Here is an 18,745-nt window from a genome sequence, read left to right as displayed (position 1 = left end):
CCTAAGGTTTACTGAGCATCCAGAAGGGGAACTGCTGACTGGGCTGGAGCTGAATGCCATTGATGCCTTTTTGGGCAAACACGTAATCCTTTTTCTGCCACAGCGGAATATAGGGCACTTCCTTCGCCACAATCGTCTGAAGCTCCTTGAGCGGCTTGAGGCGCTGTTTGGGATCGCGGGCTTGACGTTGCTGGTCGATCAGCTTGTTAGCGCGATCGCTGTAGAAAAACGACCCCCAGGACTGGCTTTGTCCCTTCTGGCAACCCGTCTTAATCGAACCTTTCTCGCAAGCTAGAAATGGTTGCAAATAGGTGTCCGGGTCGTAATAATCCCCCGCCCAGTCCAACATAAACATCGGGTAGGTCCCCTTGTCCAGGTTTTTATACGCCGTAGCCGAATCGACGCTACTCACGTCTAACTGCACTACGTCGCTGTAACCTTGACCCACCATTGCTTTGATGGTAGCCGCAGCAACTCCATCGCTGGTGAGATTGGAACGGTACCAGAGGTTGAGCTTGAGGGGTTTGCCGGGTGTATAGCCCGATTCCTTAAGCAAGCTGCGGATTCGATCCCGTCCGAGCTTCTGCTGCTCTGCCTTAAATACAGGCTGGCTGATGCCTGTAAAGATGGTAGGCACTAGGGTGTATAAAGACTCCGCTTGGCCTCGAAAGACCCGATCGTTCAGGACGTCTCGGTTCACCATTGCGGCTAGCGCCTGACGGACCTTTACCTTCGAGAGCGCCTCATCTTTTATATTCAGCACCAAAAAGGTAATAAAGTTGCTGGGACTGCTAATGGCCTGCCAGTCTCCTTTTTTAGCGTCGTTCTCCAATGCCTGAATTTGATCGGGATCTAAAGACTGGAAGGCAATATCGATCGATCCGGTCCGAAAGGCGTTGAATAAATTAGCAGGGCTGGAAAAAATTTGGATATTGACGCCTTTATTAGTCGGTTTAGCATCCCAGTACCGATCGTTAACTTCGAGACGGATGGAATCGCCGCTCACTTTGACCAGTTTGTACGGCCCCGTCCCCACAAATTGATTGGGCAGAAACTGTCCGACTCCTTTCTTGTAGACCTTAGGAGAAACCGGAACGAGTCCTGAGAAGGCCAGCAGGTTGGGGAAGCCAGCAAAGGGTTTTTTAAGCGTGATGGTCAGCTCGGATTCGCCTGTGGCTGTAACCGACTTGACCGGGTCGCTGAGCAAGCCAGATGGATTGCCGCCATTGGCCATAAAGCGATTGAGAGAAAAGGCCATCGCTTTGGCATCGAAAGGGGTTCCATCGTGAAACTTCACGCCTTTGCGGAGTGGAATGGTATAAACTAGCCCGTCTGCGCTCACTTTGGGTAAGGCTGTCGCCAGTTTGGGCGTCAGTTTGCCAGACCCTTTTTCGTAGTCGTAGAGGCGATCGCCTAGGTTATAGAGCAAATTCCCCGAAAACACTTCGTAGGAATCAGCCGGATCTAGGGTGCGGAATTTTGCCGTGGTGCCGATAACCAGGCGATCGCTCCCCGTCCCCCCGCCAGGCGGAGTGGATTTGGCGCAGCTTGTCGTCAGAGCTAAACAGAGAAAAAACAAACTGCTCGATCGATAAGCATTGGATGGGCGGCGGAAGATACGGACGATCTGCTCGGTCAGCGACCGTTGGGCCTTTTGAGTCTGCAACAAAGTAGACAAGGACAAAACATCTCTAGCAACCACATTACATTAAGGGATCGTTTGCATTTCTTTCAATCCGGTTTAGAATTTTTGCCATTCGCAATGCAGTTGCGCGACGATCGGCCCGAGATGGACTCGGCCACATCCGCAGTTCCGCAGGTATTGCCGTGTTCGTTTCCGACGTTGATGACAAGGCGCATTGGGTTGAAGCAGGTCGCTGTTACGAACGTTTTGCACTCCAGGCGACGGCCCTCGGCATTCGCAATGCTTTTGTAAACCAGCCCGTTGAGGAAGCGAGGTTGCGGCCTGCTTTTGCCAGGGCGTTGGGACTGGGGGCTGGCAGACCCGATCTGGTCGTGCGGTTTGGTAGAGGCCCAGAGATGCCAAGTTCCTTACGGCGATCTCTGGAGGCTGTGATTGTTTGAGCGTGAATATCAGAACCAAAGGTATTTTTGTTTACTTGGCGATCGCCTTTGGCATGGCCTGGGGAAATTGGGCAATGCTCTGGATTGCGGGAGTATCGGGAACCGATCCTGCCTTCCAATGGTTGAGTTTACCCGCTGTATTTTCCCCAGCCTTGGGCACCTTCGTCGTCCGACGTTGGGTTACTCGCGAAGGCTTTGCGGATGCGGGGTATCGACTGAACCTAAGAAGATACTGGCGTTACTATCTGTTCGCTTGGTTATCGCCCCTCGTCATTACCGCGATCGTTGTAATTCTGGCGATGGTTTTGAGAATCAGTCAACCCGATTTCTCCCTGCAGCGATTCCTAGCAGCTTACGCATTCCCAGGCAACCTTCCTCCCCTACCCGAACTTATTTTTCCGATCGCAATCCTTGCTACCGCGATTCAGGCGTTACCCGTTGCGCTGCTGAACTGGGGTGAAGAATTTGGCTGGCGCGGTTACTTGCAACTCCGATTATTTACAAACAACCCGCTACGCGCTGCGATCGCCACCGGACTGATTTGGGGCATTTGGCACTATCCACTCATTTTGCTGGGTTTTCAGCGATACGATCGACCTTGGTTGGGGTTGCTAGTCTTCCCCGTCTTCACGATTTGGCTGTCGATTATCTTCGGCTGGCTCCGACTGAAAACAGGGAGTATCTGGTCAACTTGTCTGGCCCATGGAGCCACCAACGCCATTGGCGGTTCGCTAACAACCATCCTGTTTCTGGGCGGCCCAAATTGGATTTTTGTCAACTACGGCGGCATCCTGGGCTGGATTCCTTTTGGATTGCTATGTGGCTGGATTATCTTCGGCGATCGGCTGAATCTTAAACCCATTAATCCCCAGCAAAAATGATGAAACCATCCAATTCGCTGGTCTGGCTGTTTCCTGCTTCATCGGGGTTCCCAGGCAACCTTCCTCCACGGGCAGTATCACCGATTGCCCATCGGCCACAAAAACAAGTCCACGAGGCAAAAGCCTAGAAAATGTCTGGATCGTCCATTTGGACTGTTTCGAGATTGGCCATTTCCCAATCGATGCCTGTGCGCTGGGTCTGTCGCAAGTTACTGCGCGAAAGGTTTGCACCCCGAAAGCTTACCTGGGTGAGTTTTGCACATTGCAAATTAGCGCGGTACAGGTTAGTCCAAGCGCAGTTTGCCGCCGATAGATCGGCCTCCACCAGCATTGCTCCAACCAGGTTGGCCCGGCATAGGTTGGCTTCGCGCAAGTTTGCCTGACTCAAATCCGCACCGTAAAGCTGCGCGCCAATGAGAACCGCACGGTACAAGCTGCTGCGGCAAAGGACGGCTTGGCACAGATTTGCTTCAATTAAGTTGGCATTGCTCAAATTGCTGCGACCGAGCTGAGCGCCATCTAACGCAGCCTGCTTGAGGGTGGCGTTGCGAAAGTTCGTGCCAATTAAGTTGGCGCGATACAGATCTACCAGCGTTAGGTTTGCATCTTGGAGATTGGCTCCAATGAGATTTGCATTGGCAAGGTCTGCCCTCACTAGAATCGCATTCGATAGATCGGCGATCGCCAAATTTGCCCCGTTCAAATTCGCTGCTTGCAGATCGGCTCCCACTAAATTCGCGTTGCTGAGGTCGGCTCCGCTCAAATTCGCGTTGTTGAGCTGCGCTCGAGCTAAATCGGCATGGCTAAGATCTGGTGTGACGTGGGGGTGTTGCGATCGCCAGTGATTCCAGGACCAAACGCCCGAGCCGAGTTTTACCAGATGGTCGAAATTAGACATTATTCCTTTGCTTGCCGCGACTGAGTCAGATCGGGATGCGCGCGTCCGGGGGTGTTTTCCATCGCGCTCAAGACCGCGCGCATCGCCGCCATAATGTCTTGCTCTTCCCCGCCCAAATAGAGACGACCGAACGATCCGACGGCCTGAACCTCCAAAATATTAATGAACGCGGCCTTCTCAGCCTCATTGGCGGCAAGGGCCGAATAGGCCGCAGGCTGCACCTCCATCACGTACAGCGACTGACCTGCCAACAGCATCTGGCCCCGCGCCATGCGGTTGATCAGTTGGGCTTGGTGGGCGTCGATATTGCGAATGACCTGACTGGAGACCACATTGGGTTTGAGGCAATCTTGCCGCCGCACGCCCAACGCACCGAGGATGGCGCGAGAGGCGGCCTGCACGTCGGCTTGGCTGCTGGAATGCACCTCCATGAGTCCAAACAATCGTTCTACAAACTGAACGGCAGGTCGAACCACAGCAGACTTTAGGGCTACGTCCATAATGCGGTTGATTTCCACGCCGGGTGTAATCTCAATCCAAAGAGAGGTGTCTCCCGGCAGCGGTAAAAAGCCAGAGGCGACGGTTCCCATATAAGCGGCATGTTGCGGTTGCAGGCTATCTAGATAGACGTAGCTTCGTAATTCAATGCCCAATGCTTTTGTTCTCCCTCGCGCCACACGTTAAAGCCCGCAATCATCGAGTTTAACCCGTGGCTGTCTCTAGGCGCGACTGTTTTTGGATCTATTTTTCGTTGGGATCGCAAAGGTCCAGACCGCAGAGCAACAGCCATATCTTTGTTTTGACTTTTCCGCAGCCTCGGCGATCGCCTCCTGCCGCAACTGAATCTCGAAGACGTCATAGAACAGAGCGATCTATAGATTTCACACTAGAGTTAGAGATTGGGTTGGACCACTGCGGTCAAAATTAATTGTCCCGACCAAGGCGCGGCTTTCTTATCCTTGGAAACTTTAATGCGGTACTCGCCCGTAGCGGTTAGAACCTTATTGAAAACGACACCTGCATTGCCTGCTGGTTGCTCGTTGCTGGTGCCATCGGGAGATTTGATTTCAACGCGCGTTGAACCAGGGCTATTTAAGACCAGAACCATCAATTGACCTGCCTTTGCCGAAATCGTAAAATTTGCTTCCACGCAACTGGATGGAAGCATGTAAATCTTTGACGCCGCGTATCCGTTCGGCAAAAAATTGAACCGCTGAGGTGTAGAAGGACAGAAAATTATGAGTTCTGGAACGGGCTTAGCCTGCTTGGATTGTGCTAAAAGGGTCTCTCCAGAAGCTGCAAGGGAAAAACTGCATCCCGTCAAAATCGTCAAAACCGCGCCTTGTTTTAAAAGTCTTTCGAGCATCGCACTGATCTCCTCGAATCGTAGAATTACAATATTAAAGCAAGCGTTAGCTTCGAATCGGATTCTAGATCCTACCTCGTTATAGGGTTGTAGGCCGTTAACGAGGGAAAGCGCGATCGGTTCGGTCAGGCCAGATCCGACTCAGCACCCTACACTCGCTATACACTGAGAACGGTTTTACCCTCGTTAGGCGATCGACCATGCTGAGGCGAACGTTTCCGACCCCTGAAGCCTTGCGACGGTTTCCGTTTGGTGTGGCCGATATTGCCGTCATTCTAGGGATGCTGGCGTTACTGGCCGCGATCGCCCGCGTGGGAGCAGGCACCCTCGTGAGCTTTGTCCCGCCCGACATTATGCCCGGCGTTCGCTTAGAACCGCGTCATTTGCCTTACTATGCCGCCCGCTCGACGTTGCGGATGTTTATCGCGTTGTTTTGCTCGACGGTTTTTACCTTGGCCTACGGCTACGTTGCCGCCCACAATCGCCGCGCCGAAAAAATTCTGATTCCACTCCTGGATATTTTGCAGTCCATTCCAGTCTTGGGCTTTTTGTCGGTTACGGTAACGGGATTTATTGCCCTGTTTCCGGGGAGCTTGCTGGGTCTGGAAGCCGCGTCAATTTTTGCAATTTTTACCAGCCAAGCTTGGAATATGACGTTCTCCTTTTATCAATCGCTGCGGATGGTGCCCCGCGAACTAGAGGAAGCGGTCACGCTCTACCGCCTGTCAGGTTGGGAGCGATTTACAAAGCTGGAAATTCCCTCAGCCACGATCGGCTTGGTGTGGAACGCGATGATGAGTTTTGGCGGAGGCTGGTTTTTTGTGGCTGCCAGCGAAGCCATCAGTGTCTTAAACCAGCAATACACGCTTCCGGGACTCGGTTCTTACGTGGCTGCTGCCGTCAAAGCCCAGGATCTTGCTGCTTTAGGTTGGGCGTTTGTGGCGATCGCCGCAGTTATTTTCCTGACCAATCAGCTCTTTTGGCAGCCGATCGTGGCCTGGGCCGACAAGTTCCGCTTGGAGCAAAGCGCGGGGACAGATGCGCCGAAGTCTTGGTTGTTCGACCTGCTGACGGCTGCGCGAGTCCCTCGGCTCCTGGGTCAAGCCCTCCAGCCCATTGGGGAGGGGATCAATCGCATCCTGTCTCGCCTCACCCCGCTGCGATCGCCCTCCAAAACCGCAAGTCCTGCATCGGATTGGGGCGATCGCGTTTACAATTGGGTGCTGCTGGCGGCGATCGGTATTTTGCTGGCTGGCGGCATTCACTTTATTCTGACCGCCGTGGGGATACTGGAGGTGGGCAAAACCTTCTGGCTCGGGCTGCTCACCTTAGGCCGAGTGATTCTGCTGCTGGTCTTTGCGACGCTCGTCTGGACGCCGATCGGCGTTGCCATCGGGTTCAATCCAAAACTCGCGCGGCTGCTCCAGCCTGCGGTGCAGTTTCTGGCATCCTTTCCCGCTAACTTTCTTTTCCCCTTTGCCACGCTATTCTTCATCCGCGCCCACATCAGCCTGGATTGGGGCAGTATCCTGTTAATGGCGCTGGGTTCTCAGTGGTATATCCTGTTTAACTCCATTGCAGGCGCGCAGAGCATCCCGACCGATCTGCGCGAGATGGCCAGGGATCTGAATTTGCGCGGGTGGCATCTGTGGCGCAGGCTGATCGGGCCGGGTATTTTCTCGGCCTGGGTGACAGGCGGCATTACGGCCAGCGGCGGTGCGTGGAATGCCAGTATTATTTCTGAGGTCGTGGTTTGGGGGCAATCGACCTTGACGGCGACGGGTTTGGGCGCGTACATTGCGACCGCTACAGCTGCAGGCGATTGGCCCCGCATCACCCTCGGAATTGGCATGATGAGCTTATTTGTCGTTGGGGTGAATCGCATCTTTTGGCGGCGACTCTACCAGCTTTCCGAAACCAAGTACCATCTCTAGCAGCCCCGTATAACAAGGAGTCCTATGAAAAACCTCCAGACCGATCGCGCGCTCATTACTGTCGAGCAGGTCAGTAAAAGCTTTTCGGCCCAGGAAGGCAAGGGGGAATTTACGGTTCTCAGCGGTGTTAATCTCACGGTGTCTGCGGGCGAGGTGGTGGCGCTGTTGGGGCGGAGCGGCAGCGGTAAGAGTACGCTGTTGCGAATCATGGCGGGGTTAATTCTGCCGACTCAGGGGCGAGTGATCGGCAACGGTACGCTGCTGCGCGGTGCAAACCAAGATGTTGCGATGGTATTTCAAAGCTTTGCCCTCTTACCTTGGCTGACGGTGCAGGAAAATGTGGAACTGGGGCTGGAGGCGCAGGGGATAGCGCGGGAGGAGCGGCGACGGCGGGCGTTAAAAGCGATCGATTTGGTGGGTCTAGATGGGTTTGAAAATGCCTATCCGAAGGAGTTGTCGGGTGGGATGAAGCAGCGGGTTGGGTTTGCGCGGGCGTTCGTGCTGGAGCCGAAGGTGCTGTTTATGGATGAGCCGTTTAGCGCCCTGGATGTCCTGACCTCGGAAAACTTGCGCGGTGAAATTGACGATCTCTGGAATGCAGGAACGTTTCCGTCCCAAAGCATTTTGATCGTGACCCACAATATCGAAGAAGCGGTTTTTCTGGCAGATCGCGTCGTGATTTTAGGCGCAAATCCAGGCTGCGTGCGGGGGGAGGTGACGATCGACTTACCCCGGCCCCACGACCGTGGCAGCGATCGCTTCAAAGCTCTGGTGGACTATATCTATACGGTCATGACCAACCCGGAGGCCGAGGTGACGGGTTCTGTGGAAGTCGCACCCGCCGCCGCGGAAGTTTATCCGTCTGTGGAATTACCGCGATCGCCCTATGCCGATCCGCTTCCCCACGCGCGCGTAGGCAGCATTAGCGGATTGCTGGAGCTAATTGTGGAGCAACCTGAAGCAACGGACGATATTCCGCGACTGGCGGAACGAATTCAGCTTGAAGTCGATGACTTGCTGCCCATTTTGGATGCAGCGGTGCTTTTAAGCTTTGCAGAGGTGACTCAGGGAGATGTGAAACTGACTGAAATCGGTCGAGATTTTGCAACGACGACTATTTTGCGGAGTAAGGACTTGTTCCGCCAGCAGGTGCTCGCCAACGTACCCGTTTTGGTCAGCATGATTCAAACGCTGCGAGAAAAGCGCAATCGCTCCATGCGGGCGGGGTTCTTCATCGATCTGCTGAACGAATATTTCTCCGATAAAGAATCCGAGCGACAGTTTGCCACTGCTGTTGACTGGGGTCGCTATGCAGAACTTTTCGAGTACGATGCCAGTGAAGAGAGGCTATATTTACCGGAACCTGCGGTGGCGGCGAGCGATGAAGAGATTGAGTAGATTTTGAATAATTGTATTAGCTTAAGCTTTTGGGTTTTCTGAAGGGGACAATGTCTTTGGTGTGCGATCGCGTGTTTGTATGGTTTCGATTGGGGTTTGGGGTTGGCTAGGAGGGCAATTGGGCTTGTTTTGGGTTGGAGATTCTAGGGGCGATCGCTGTAGTTTACGATCGCGATTGCAGCCACTGGTCTAAATCAGCCGAACTAGAAAAATCCAGCAACGCCTCACCCAGCGATTCTAATTGTTCTAAGGGAAGGGATTCAACCTGCGATCTTAAAGCAGGTGAGAGGATCCCTGTTCGACGGGTCAGGAGACGAAGAACGATCGCCAATTCGCCCTCTTGCCTACCCTCTTGCCTACCCTCTTGGATCCCTCGTTCAAAGCCAAATCGTTCTGCATTGGTTACATAAGTCACTTTTCGTTCCTCCTCAAAGGTTTGTAATTCCTGCCAAAACTCACGCTCGATTGCCTCTGGTAAAATCATAGCCCAATCCAAAAAGCGATATAAATCCAATATTTGCTGACGCTCATATCCCTTTTCGTAAAGCGCTTTGGTCAATCTGAATTTCCAAGCTTTCCGTTGCTCAACCCGTCCTTTGGTCTCAATCACTTTCAAATGTGCTAGAACCACAATTGCAAAGAGGTTATCACTGGCTTCAAGTTCTATGATGCGATCGCGCCAGTCCAGCAGTTTTACAATACCAAACTCAAAATTGAGCCGGGTATCTGGGTAACTAGCCGTATAGCTTTGGGGTCTCCAGGATAATTTCTCATCACAAAGAATTGCTAAACTGACCGGAACTTGACGATACAGGTCGAAAATTCTCACATTGTAGACAAAGACCCGCTCGGCAAAACCAGATTCCCACTGACTTTGAATTTCAACATGGAGCAATAACCAAACTTGTTCTCCTCCCAGCAGCCAGACTTTAACAAGTTGGTCTGCATAACGACGACCCACTTCAGCATCCCGTGCGATCGATTGAAACTCCTTATCGAGAAATTCGTAGGGTTGCTCCCAGTCAATTAAAGCAGCCGTATTCGGGAAGAAAAACTGTATAGCTTGGGGAAAGTAAGCTCTTAAAATGTCCTTCCAGGGCGAGTCTAGGTCTGCTCTAGGTTCAGTCATTGAGGTGGCAGGATAATGGCGATCGCCCTGATTGTAAAGCAAACGGGTATTCTCTCATTCAGAATACTGCCCTTGATTAAACCTGCAATTGGGTTGGATTTGCTGAAGGGGGCGATCGCATTTTGTTTTTGTTCGGGAATGCGATCGCAGTTTTGTAGAGATATAAACCCCACATTCCGCAGGTCAGCCCGTTAGTGTGAGAATTTTAGAGCCTTACTCCAAAAGGTAATATCGGCCACAGGATGCGCCAAGGAATTGCAAAATCTTAAGCCGTTGAGGAGAGAGATTTGAGACTTGTCTGTGACCTGAGACGACCACCAGATGGATCGCCTGAAAACACTGAAACACCCATTTCATCGTGGGAGTATCAGTCATTTTACCGAGTTGATTGGGAATACCCGCATGAGCCTCACTCAAAGCTTTTCGGAGCTTGCGTTGCGCCAGGGTATAAACCAGCAGACATAACGCCATCACCATCGCCAAAGCCATAATGCGCTCTTGGGATTTGAGAAAGACACTGGAGGTGAAAAACAAAGGGTCTTTGAGAAACCGAAATCCCCGCTCGCTCGATTGCTGATTTTTGTATTCCTGTAATACCTCCACCGCAGATAGCTCATCACAATCAAGCACATTGGTCGCCAAAATAAAGCGCCCCACAATGCTCTGTTGGGCTGCAATGGCCTCGATGTTGTGAACTAGCGTTGCTTGGGGATAAAACCTCTCCTCACAGACAGCATCGGATTTAGGACGCCCTCGTTTGCCATGATGGACTTTCTTGAGCACTGAGACGTCCGTGAGTTGGCAATAGTGTAAAGTCTGCTCAAACGCGTTGATAGCCTTGATTGCATCAGCTTCACAGGCAAAGGATTCTTTGCACAGTTGTTCGAGGTGACGGCGTTGACGGTGCTCCTGTTGCTCGACGCGTTTTTGTAACTGTTTGAGGTCTGCATCTTTGCGTTGATCGCTTTCAACGACCACCCACCGTTGCCTAATTCCGGCATAGGTCGTACAAACCCCAATCAATCGATACCCCGTGCCAACGCCTTTCCACTCCACAGAGGGGGTCACTTGTGCAATCACTTCTTGCGCTTGATTGAGGGTCAAGGGGACGCGGCTAACCCATTTGAGGCTCCCCATTTGTTTGAGATTTTCGGCAGTGAATAGGGCTGCGTCTGCCACTCTCAATCCGTCAAATGACCAATCCTGACGATATTCGTGGATGACGGTTCTAAAGCCCACTCCATCGACTTCATTCCCGTCAGCTACCCTCAGATACAACGGTACGTCGCCATCTCCACTACAGATCGTGTCCATGAGGAACTGTTTTAAGTCGGGTCGACGGTCTCTGGAATATCCATAGGTCAGCGCGATCGCGCTGATGGGTTGAGCTTCTTCTGGTACTTGGGTGACTGTCGAATCTTTAGGGACATATTGCCCCTCTACGCTCATAGAAGTACTGTCTAGGTGCACACGCTCTGTTTCAACCCCAAACTGTTGGGCGGCCTTTAAGGCCAGGGTCGTAAAGAGGTTGGTCACGCCGTATTCGTAAAAGCGGTCTAAGGCTCGACCCAATCGGTCATCGTTCAAGTGGGATGCTTCGATTCCTTTGCCCAACAAGTGCTCGATGGCTTTGCCTTCAAAGAACTGACTAAACAGATACAATGGCACACTGACAAACCCTAATCCATTCAATATCATCGCCTTGAGGATTTGACCGAGTGTCACCCCTGCTTGTGGATGAATCCCCAGTAATTCGTCTACTTGCTCAACCAGACCAATCTCATCAATGATTCCGGCGACAATCCCTAAATGGTCAAGATTCTGAACTTGGATTTCCTGGGGTATTGAACTCATGGCTTAGTGGAGCGCTAAAATACCTCATTCTAATTCCGCACCTGCGGAATGTGGGATAAACGCGATCGCCTTTTAGATTTGCTTAGCCTTGCCCCCGCAACTACCCCGCCCAATTATCCAACCCTGCAAAATCCAACAGCGCCTCCCCCAACGCCTCAAGCTGGGGCAACGCCAGCGGGGAGAGTGCCCGCGCGACACAAGAGTTGGCGGAGGACGAGCGATCGCTTACCTCTGATAAATTGCAGAAGGATTGAGCGGTAGAGAAATATTTGCGCTTTCAACAGCAGCCTTGGAAGGCAGATTCAACAGGGCGGGTAGACTAAAAGCAAACCCGTCAGGCATGAGGTTTCACCATTTATGAAGGTTTTTCCCCTTCAGCATCGCTTCCAGCGATGGCAGCAGAAGGCAGCGCAATCGTCCGCCCCAGCCATTGAAGACTCCCTTTGGCTGCGGATTGCAGTCCAAGCGCTGGTCAGCGTTGGCATTGCGGCAACAGACATTGCGGCCACTAGCGCGAATAGTTTGTGGGCGATTCCCCTCAGCATTGTAGGGGCGACTTGGAGCTGGTACAGTCGCCGTCGCCGGAATCTGGCGGCCAAGTTTGGCATTGCCATCGGGATGCTGGCGATGTTGGGCGTCATGCTGTCGCGACTGCTCGGCAACGCTGGCGATTCGCGATTGCTGTTGGCTGATTTATTGATTCAGCTTCAGGTGCTGCATACCTTTGATATGCCCCGCCGTAAAGACTTAGGCTATTCCGTCGCGATCGGGCTGATTTTAATTGGGGTGGCAGCCACCATCAGCGAAACCATGGCCTTTGGCGGGTTTTTGATCCTGTTTGTGGCGATCGCCCTCCCCGTCCTCCTCCTCGACTACCGCTCTCGCCTGGGCTTTAGCACCTTTCGGTTCCGGCAATTTTCCGTCCTGCCACCCCGCCGCTTGGCGCTGCTGTTTGGGGCAGTTTTAGGATTGGGACTGTTGATTTTTGCAGTGACACCGCGCCTGCCCGGCTATCAATTTCGTACCTTGCCCGTCAGTAGCGAAGTGAAAATGCCCCAGGGGAAATTCGACCCGGAACGAGTATTCAATCCGGGGTACGTCAGAACGGGCAAAGGGAGAAGTGCTGGCGCAGGGGGAGAAAACCCCGGTTTCGGTCAAGGTCAGAGCTTTAGCTCCAAGTTTTACTATGGCTTCAACGCAGAAATGAACCAAAACCTGCGGGGGAGCCTGAAGCCGGAGGTCGTAATGCGAGTGCGGTCTCAGTCTGAGGGATTTTGGCGGGTGATGGCCTTCGATCGCTATACCGGCCAAGGGTGGAAGGTCTCGCGCAACGAAAACGCCAACATCGTCCGGAGATCGCCCTGGTCTTACCGATTCATACTGCCGCCGCTCCATTCCCAATCCCATACTAAGGAGGTAGTGCAAACCTTTTCGATTTTGACCGAATTTCCAAACCTGCTGCCATCCCTTTCCCAAGCCCGCGAAGTCTACTTCCCGACCCAAGAAATTGCCATCGATCCCGAAGGAGGAATGCGATCGCCGGGTCCCCTCGAAGAAGGGTTGACCTATTCGGTGGTCTCCGATGTACCCTACCGAGACCGCAGCCGTCTCAACCGCTCTACAGTCGTCTACCCTAAAACCATTCGAGAAAACTACTTGCAGGTTCCGCAGGCGATCGCCCCTCAAATTCGGAAGATTACCGAGCAACTCCTCGCCAAATCCCAGCGCCCGCTCCCCACACCCTACGAGAAAGCGTTATACCTGACCCAAGCCCTCAAACAAGGCTACGCTCTTCAATCCAACATTCCAATCCTCCAGCCCGATCGAGACTTGGCGATCGCCTTCCTGACCGATTGGAAGGGCGGCTATCCCGACCACTTTGCCTCGGTTCTTACCGTGATGTTGCGCTCCATCGGTATTCCCGCCCGGTTGGCAACTGGTTTTGCCCCTGGGGAATTCAATCCCTTTACGGGGCTGTACGCGGTCAAAAACACCGATGCCTATGCCCTCAGCGAAGTGTACTTTCCCAAACAAGGCTGGTTTGCTTTTGATGCCATTCCGGGCCACGAACTTTATCCACCTTCTGTCGAAATAGACCAAACGTTTTCCGTGCTGCGTCAGTTCTGGAACTGGGTGGCGGGATGGCTCCCTTCGCCGATTGCTGGCTGGATTAGCGGCGCGATCGCGTTCCTTGGCGTGCAGTTTAGTAAAGTATTAGGACTCTTTTCTGAAGGGTGGGCGGGCATCTTAAAGTTGAGTTTGCTGAGTTTCGGGGTTGGGGTTGGCATTTGGGGACTTTGGCATTCAGGCCGGACCGTCCAAAACTTCTATCGACTGCGGCGCCTACCGCCCATGGCTCGCTTGTACCAACAGATGCTGCGGATTTTAGCGGAGCAAGGACTGCAAAAACATCCCTCCGAAACCCCCTTAGAATACCTAGAGCAGGTGCGCTCGGCCTGCCCTGAAGCCAAAGCCGACATTGTGGCCGAGCTGTCCAAGGCATACGTAGCGTGGCGCTATGGCGAAAGCCTCCCCGATCTGCAACATCTCCAGCAGCAGTTGCAACGGTTAAAACGCGGGCGAATCCACCCATCGGCAATAGGGTAAACTAGCGTCAGTCTTACGTTGTAGACCTACAATGCGAACCAGACTGAAGCAAAAAGCCAAACGACTCTCTGGCAAAAGCCAGCTTCCCATTCGGATTGCGCGTCAGGAGGACGGTAAGTTTCAAGTGGAGGGACTAGGGGCCTGGCACAGCTATTGGCGAGATCCCTATCACCTCATGTTAACGGTGCCTTGGTGGGGCTTTATTGGCATCGTTTCAGGGGCATACCTACTGCTGAACGCGCTGTTTGCAGTGCTTTACCTTTTAGGGGGTGACTGTCTCAATGGTGTTCGCCCTGGTTCCTTCGAAGACGCTTTTTTCTTTAGCGTTCAGACTCTCGGCTCCATTGGCTACGGCGTTTTTTCGCCTAAGACGCCCTACGCGCATATCATCGTCACCTTAGAAGCCATTACCAGTCTGTTGGTGATTGCTGTTGTGACAGGGCTGTCCTTTGCCCGTTTCTCCAAGCCGATAGCGCGCATCATGTTTAGTAAATATGCCATTATTGCGCAACACAATGGTGTACCTACTCTGATGTTTCGGATGGCAAATCAGCGCCGCAACCAAATCCTAGAGGCACAACTGCGTGTCTATCTCTTTCGCAATGAAGTGACGGAAGAAGGAGAGTATATGTACCGCATTCACACCCTCGATCTGCTGCGCGATCGCTCTCCAGGCTTCTCTATTTCCTGGACGGCGTATTCTCCCATCACGCCCAATAGCCCGCTCTATGGCTGCACTGCTGAGGATTTAATTCGGGATCACGTCCAGCTTGTGGTCTCGCTCAGCGGCTTAGATGAGACGGTTGCCTACACGGTCACCGCTCGCTTTGCCTACGGTGCCGAACGAATTTTATTCGACCACCGTTTTATCGATGTGGTGCGCAGGGAGGAAAATGGCGATCGCTATTTTGACCGCACCTATTTTCACGAAGTAGAACCCATTTCACCTCTGCTATCTCAAAAAACAACCCCACTAGGAGAGTAGTAGGGCAGGGGGCAGATATCGGGCGGCGTTCCTTGCAAGAAAGCGTTTGCGAAAATCCTTTTATTAATTTATGTAATTAAACTTAACAAACTGTTCACAAAAAGTCAATATGCCATTTATCTACAGCCGCAGGATTCGATTTCAAGATACAGATGCCGCAGGGGTCGTGTACTTTGCCAACACTCTCGCCATATGCCATGAGGCTTATGAAGAGTCTCTCATTGCCGCAGGGGTCGAGGTGTGGAAGTTTTTCAGCAGCAGCGCGATCGCTTTGCCGATCGTCCATGCGGAGGCGAACTATCGCCATCCGGCCTTTTGCGGCGATCTCCATGAGATCGTGCTGACGCCCGTTTCGACATCCCATCACGGGTTTGAGATTCGGTATGAGATTTATGGAGAGGGCGATCGCGATCGGCTGATTAGTCAGGCTTTGACGCGGCATGTGTGTATTAATCCGGTGAGTCGCGAGCGTCAGCCTTTGCCTCAGCAGGTACTGGGTTGGCTCAAGCAGTGGCGTTAGGGTTGGCGCAGAAGACCGGATCTTGTTTTTTAGGGATGTCGCTTTGCTTAAATCCCTGTGTATAATAGGTTGGATGCTGGTGTAGCTCAGTTGGTAGAGCAGCTGATTTGTAATCAGCCGGTCGCAAGTTCGAGTCTTGTCACCAGCTTTTAATAAGAATAAGCATTTCACAGTCCAGGAAAGGTTTCTGGGCTTTTTTTTGTGTGGGTTTTGATGACTGCGTTGGGTGTTGTTGGACATCATTGGGTCAGTTTGGAGCCAAGATTGAGATAAAGATTGAGATAAGCGGTACACTAGAGATAGAGCAGGTGACTAAATTATCTCAATTGCTATGTACGCTCGAAATCGCAAGAAGTCTAGGACGGGAAGTGCCCAAATCAGGAGCAGTAACAACCGTCTCCAAATCGTTTTCACCTTTGAAGGAAAGCGGTACTTTATCTCAACGGGGCTAAGCGATACGCCCTACAGCCGCAAGCAGGCTCAGGATAAAGCACTGGAGGTTGAGCGGGATATCGCTTACGGCGAGTTCGACCCTGATAATCTGGATAAGTATAAAGCTCAAGCTGTTTTGACGACGGCTGACCCGATTACCGCAATTCCTAGCTCAATTCTTGATTTACCCGCGTTGTGGAAACGCTATAGCAAAGCGAGGTCGTCTGGGAAATCGCCAGCGACAGTCAGAATGTATGGGTGGGTGGCAAATCATCTGGAACGATGCCCCCATAAGTTGCCCAGCGAGGATCAAGCTATTTTCGATTGGCTGAGTGCCAATGTCCCTGCCAATTCTACGAGACGAGTATTGATGCATCTCTCTGCTTGCTGTAAGTGGGCGAAGAAATCTGGGCTGATTGGCTCTAATCCCTTTGAGGGCAGAGCATCAGAGGTGAAGGTCAAGAAGTCGGGTTCAGAAGAGGAAGAAATTAACCCTTTCACCCGAAAAGAGCGCGATCGCATTATTGAGGCATTCAAGGGCAACCGCTACTACAGTCATTACGCCCCCTTGGTCGAGTTTTTGTTTTTCACGGGATGCAGACCTTCGGAGGCGATCGCCTTGCAGTGGAAACATATTAACCATACTGCGATTATGTTTGAGCAGGCGGTCATCTACAACGGGAAAGGGTTAGTCCTTAAAGACGGGCTTAAGACTCAGAAGTCTAGAAGATTCCCCATTAATGCTCAACTCACTCAACTCTTGGAATCGCTTAAGCCAGAGGGTTGTAAACCGGAATCATTGGTGTTTCCAAGTCCTGAAGGCAAGTTTGTGGATTGGCATAATTTTACCAATCGTGCTTGGAGAGCAGTCCTGAAATCCTTGAATAAGATTGAGCATCGGAATGCCTATCAAACAAGGCATACCTTTTGTAGTTTGTGCAGAGAAGCAGATATTCCATCGATTCAGCTTGCAAAATGGGTTGGCAACTCGGCTCAAATGATCGACCGGGTGTATGCAAAGCCTGTTGACCATATCGCAGTGCCTGAACTCTAATAGTTTTCAGGATGCTTTTTTGGCGTGCTTCCGGCGCGGTTGAGGTTGACCGGAAGGTAGGGAACTGAAATAGTTTGCGATCGCCTGATCGTGATTGGCGGTGTGCGTTCGATTCGCGGCCCAGTCTTTGAGGAGTTCTACGTTGTAACGAACGCAGCGACTTGAGAAGCGTGTCCAGTGGATACCTTCCATGAGCTGGTTGGTCAAGCGCAGTTTCTTGAGTGTGGAGTCTGACACCCCTAAAATTTTCGTCGCTTCATGTTTGTTGCACCAAACGGCTTGGGTTTCGGTCGTTTTCATTGTCATACCTGTGCTCTCCTGATCAGTCGTAAATCGCTCTGTTGATACTGTTGGGTGATAGCCCAGTCTTTGCCCTTTACATCCGCCCATCCGGGTTTCTCTCTCGGGAATCCAATGATTTCAACATGTCTGCTGGCGAAATAACCTGTCAGGATTTCCACCCAGTCCCCCACTTTGAGCGGCATCGATGCCGTTGCTGATGGATCGCCTGTGTGACGAATGGGATGATCAAGTGCTTTTTCCTCTTGCCCTGTAAGGCTTTGATGCACTTGATCATTTTTGGGCGGATCATGATCAAGTGCTTTTTCTCTTTGCTGTGACTGGGTTTGAAGCACTTGATCATCGTTAATCGGGTCACACAGGTAAACTTTTTTGCGGGTCATCCCGCCTTTGGATCCAGCGATCGGGACTTGTCGTGTTTCTTCTAAAATGTGGCCTTGCCGCCACAGGCGTTTGACCAGTCTGCGGAGATGGGCTTCACTGCTACTGAACTGTAAGGCGAGTTCTTCGATCTCGAAGGGGGTTCCGGGCGATCGCCCAAAGTGTTCCAGCAGCCTTGCCTCTAGATTTCCCTGACCGTTGGGTGTGCTCTGGTGTTCGCCGTGATAGACCACCACGCATTCGTCTGGGTCGAAGCCGATCGCAAATTTACCGGAACAACGGCTGCGGGATTTTTCGATGCTCCAGATGCGGCGATCGTTGGGCAGGTTGTCTTCGGACTTGGGATGCCGCAGATACCAAACCTCGCTCACGTTGTCAGGGATTGCGGTTGTGCCTCTGGACTCGCCGAGTTTGTTGGTGTGATGCAGAATCAGGAAAGTGCAGCCGTAAGTGTTGGCGACGTTTCGCAGGTCGTAAATGCAGGAGCCATAGTTGGTGTCTTTCTCATCCAGTTCGCTGGCGCGGTTGGCGGCGGTGAAAGAGTCGATGATCACTAGCAGGGGTTGCTCTTGTTCAACCCAACGGGTGAGTTGGGGAATTTGGGAAAACTGCCATTCGGTTTCGACCTGTACCAGTCCTCGTTCAAATCGGTCGTAGTTTGCATCTCTGAGGGAATCGGAGAAATCCACATCCGGTTCATCGGTTTGGATGATGAGGACTTTGCCTTGAGTGGTTCGGAATCCGTTCCAGGGTTGACCAGATGCGATCGCAAAGGCCAGGTCATAACTGAGGCGACTTTTTCCCGTTCCCCCATCGGCAATTAGGGCAATGGTGCTACCTCTGGGGATTTTGCCTGCGATGATCCATTCGCGTTTTTCGGGGGCTTTAGCGAGGAAATCTACGACATCAATGGGGCTGAAG

At 52.3% G+C, this 18,745-nt stretch carries 17 protein-coding genes and 1 tRNA gene; 9 read left to right on the top strand and 9 right to left on the bottom strand.

Annotation, left to right across the window (positions count from 1 at the left end):
- Position 1: 1 nt before the first annotated feature.
- A complete protein-coding gene (locus R6H26_RS09395) occupies positions 2-1,678 on the bottom strand; it encodes an ABC transporter substrate-binding protein (RefSeq protein WP_404790192.1) in 1,677 nt (558 codons plus the stop codon).
- A 149-nt stretch (positions 1,679-1,827) separates the two neighbouring features.
- Between R6H26_RS09395 and R6H26_RS09390 the strand changes: the two genes are divergently transcribed.
- The gene (locus R6H26_RS09390; protein ID WP_404790191.1) at positions 1,828-2,085 is read left to right on the top strand and encodes a hypothetical protein; all 258 of its coding nucleotides are present in this window, start codon (positions 1,828-1,830) and stop codon (positions 2,083-2,085) included.
- Positions 2,086-2,087: 2 nt separating this feature from the next.
- Positions 2,088-2,966: a CPBP family intramembrane glutamic endopeptidase gene (locus tag R6H26_RS09385; protein WP_404790190.1), complete on the top strand. Its 879-nt coding sequence runs from the start codon at positions 2,088-2,090 to the stop codon at positions 2,964-2,966.
- A gap of 124 nt (positions 2,967-3,090) precedes the next feature.
- On the opposite strand, the gene R6H26_RS09380 is transcribed toward R6H26_RS09385, so the two are convergent.
- From R6H26_RS09380 to R6H26_RS09370, 3 genes are all read right to left on the bottom strand, one after another.
- Positions 3,091-3,864, bottom strand: a complete 774-nt coding sequence (locus R6H26_RS09380; RefSeq protein ID WP_404790189.1) for a pentapeptide repeat-containing protein — start codon at positions 3,862-3,864, stop codon at positions 3,091-3,093.
- Positions 3,864-4,517, bottom strand: coding sequence for a hypothetical protein (locus R6H26_RS09375; RefSeq protein WP_404790188.1), 654 nt, complete (start codon positions 4,515-4,517; stop codon positions 3,864-3,866). The genes R6H26_RS09380 and R6H26_RS09375 overlap by 1 nt, the downstream gene beginning before the upstream one ends.
- A 239-nt stretch (positions 4,518-4,756) precedes the next feature.
- Positions 4,757-5,230, bottom strand: coding sequence for a hypothetical protein (locus R6H26_RS09370; protein ID WP_404790187.1), 474 nt, complete (start codon positions 5,228-5,230; stop codon positions 4,757-4,759).
- 200 nt (positions 5,231-5,430) lie between these two features.
- Here R6H26_RS09370 and R6H26_RS09365 point away from each other — a divergent pair, with 200 nt between their 5' ends.
- Positions 5,431-7,164, top strand: coding sequence for an ABC transporter permease (locus R6H26_RS09365; RefSeq protein WP_404790186.1), 1,734 nt, complete (start codon positions 5,431-5,433; stop codon positions 7,162-7,164).
- 24 nt (positions 7,165-7,188) lie between these two features.
- Entirely contained in the window at positions 7,189-8,562 is a 1,374-nt protein-coding gene (locus R6H26_RS09360; protein ID WP_404790185.1) for a nitrate/sulfonate/bicarbonate ABC transporter ATP-binding protein, read from the top strand.
- Between the two features lie 163 nt (positions 8,563-8,725).
- Here R6H26_RS09360 and R6H26_RS09355 read toward each other — a convergent pair whose 3' ends face one another.
- From R6H26_RS09355 to R6H26_RS09345, 3 genes are all read right to left on the bottom strand, one after another.
- Positions 8,726-9,691 carry a DUF4351 domain-containing protein gene (locus R6H26_RS09355; protein ID WP_404790184.1) on the bottom strand — a complete coding sequence of 322 codons (966 nt, stop codon included), beginning with the start codon at positions 9,689-9,691 and terminating at the stop codon, positions 8,726-8,728.
- 213 nt (positions 9,692-9,904) lie between these two features.
- Positions 9,905-11,545 (bottom strand): IS1634 family transposase, encoded by a 1,641-nt coding sequence (locus R6H26_RS09350; RefSeq protein ID WP_404783115.1) that lies wholly within the window; start codon positions 11,543-11,545, stop codon positions 9,905-9,907.
- Between the two features lie 100 nt (positions 11,546-11,645).
- Complete coding sequence (locus tag R6H26_RS09345; RefSeq protein WP_404791268.1) at positions 11,646-11,714, bottom strand: hypothetical protein; 69 nt, start codon at positions 11,712-11,714, stop codon at positions 11,646-11,648.
- Between the two features lie 188 nt (positions 11,715-11,902).
- Between R6H26_RS09345 and R6H26_RS09340 the strand changes: the two genes are divergently transcribed.
- From R6H26_RS09340 to R6H26_RS09320, 5 genes are all read left to right on the top strand, one after another.
- A complete protein-coding gene (locus R6H26_RS09340) occupies positions 11,903-14,152 on the top strand; it encodes a DUF3488 and DUF4129 domain-containing transglutaminase family protein (RefSeq protein WP_404790183.1) in 2,250 nt (749 codons plus the stop codon).
- 31 nt (positions 14,153-14,183) lie between these two features.
- The gene (locus tag R6H26_RS09335) at positions 14,184-15,137 is read left to right on the top strand and encodes an ion channel (protein WP_404790182.1); all 954 of its coding nucleotides are present in this window, start codon (positions 14,184-14,186) and stop codon (positions 15,135-15,137) included.
- Between the two features lie 109 nt (positions 15,138-15,246).
- A complete protein-coding gene (locus R6H26_RS09330) occupies positions 15,247-15,657 on the top strand; it encodes an acyl-CoA thioesterase (RefSeq protein ID WP_404790181.1) in 411 nt (136 codons plus the stop codon).
- 75 nt (positions 15,658-15,732) lie between these two features.
- Positions 15,733-15,805: transfer RNA gene (locus R6H26_RS09325), tRNA-Thr, on the top strand.
- 183 nt (positions 15,806-15,988) lie between these two features.
- Positions 15,989-17,143: an Arm DNA-binding domain-containing protein gene (locus tag R6H26_RS09320; RefSeq protein WP_404790180.1), complete on the top strand. Its 1,155-nt coding sequence runs from the start codon at positions 15,989-15,991 to the stop codon at positions 17,141-17,143.
- Positions 17,144-17,149: 6 nt separating this feature from the next.
- On the opposite strand, the gene R6H26_RS09315 is transcribed toward R6H26_RS09320, so the two are convergent.
- Together R6H26_RS09315 and R6H26_RS09310 are read right to left on the bottom strand one after the other, a co-directional pair.
- Positions 17,150-17,449: a hypothetical protein gene (locus R6H26_RS09315; protein ID WP_404790179.1), complete on the bottom strand. Its 300-nt coding sequence runs from the start codon at positions 17,447-17,449 to the stop codon at positions 17,150-17,152.
- Positions 17,446-18,735, bottom strand: coding sequence for an AAA family ATPase (locus R6H26_RS09310; RefSeq protein WP_404791266.1), 1,290 nt, complete (start codon positions 18,733-18,735; stop codon positions 17,446-17,448). Before R6H26_RS09310 ends, R6H26_RS09315 begins: the two co-directional genes overlap by 4 nt.
- Between the last annotated feature and the right edge of the window lie 10 nt (positions 18,736-18,745).

Source organism: Altericista sp. CCNU0014, assembly GCF_044923475.1.
In the GTDB taxonomy this organism is placed as follows: domain Bacteria; phylum Cyanobacteriota; class Cyanobacteriia; order Thermosynechococcales; family Thermosynechococcaceae; genus JAAURS01.
This window is presented reverse-complemented; position numbering and strand designations above follow the sequence as displayed.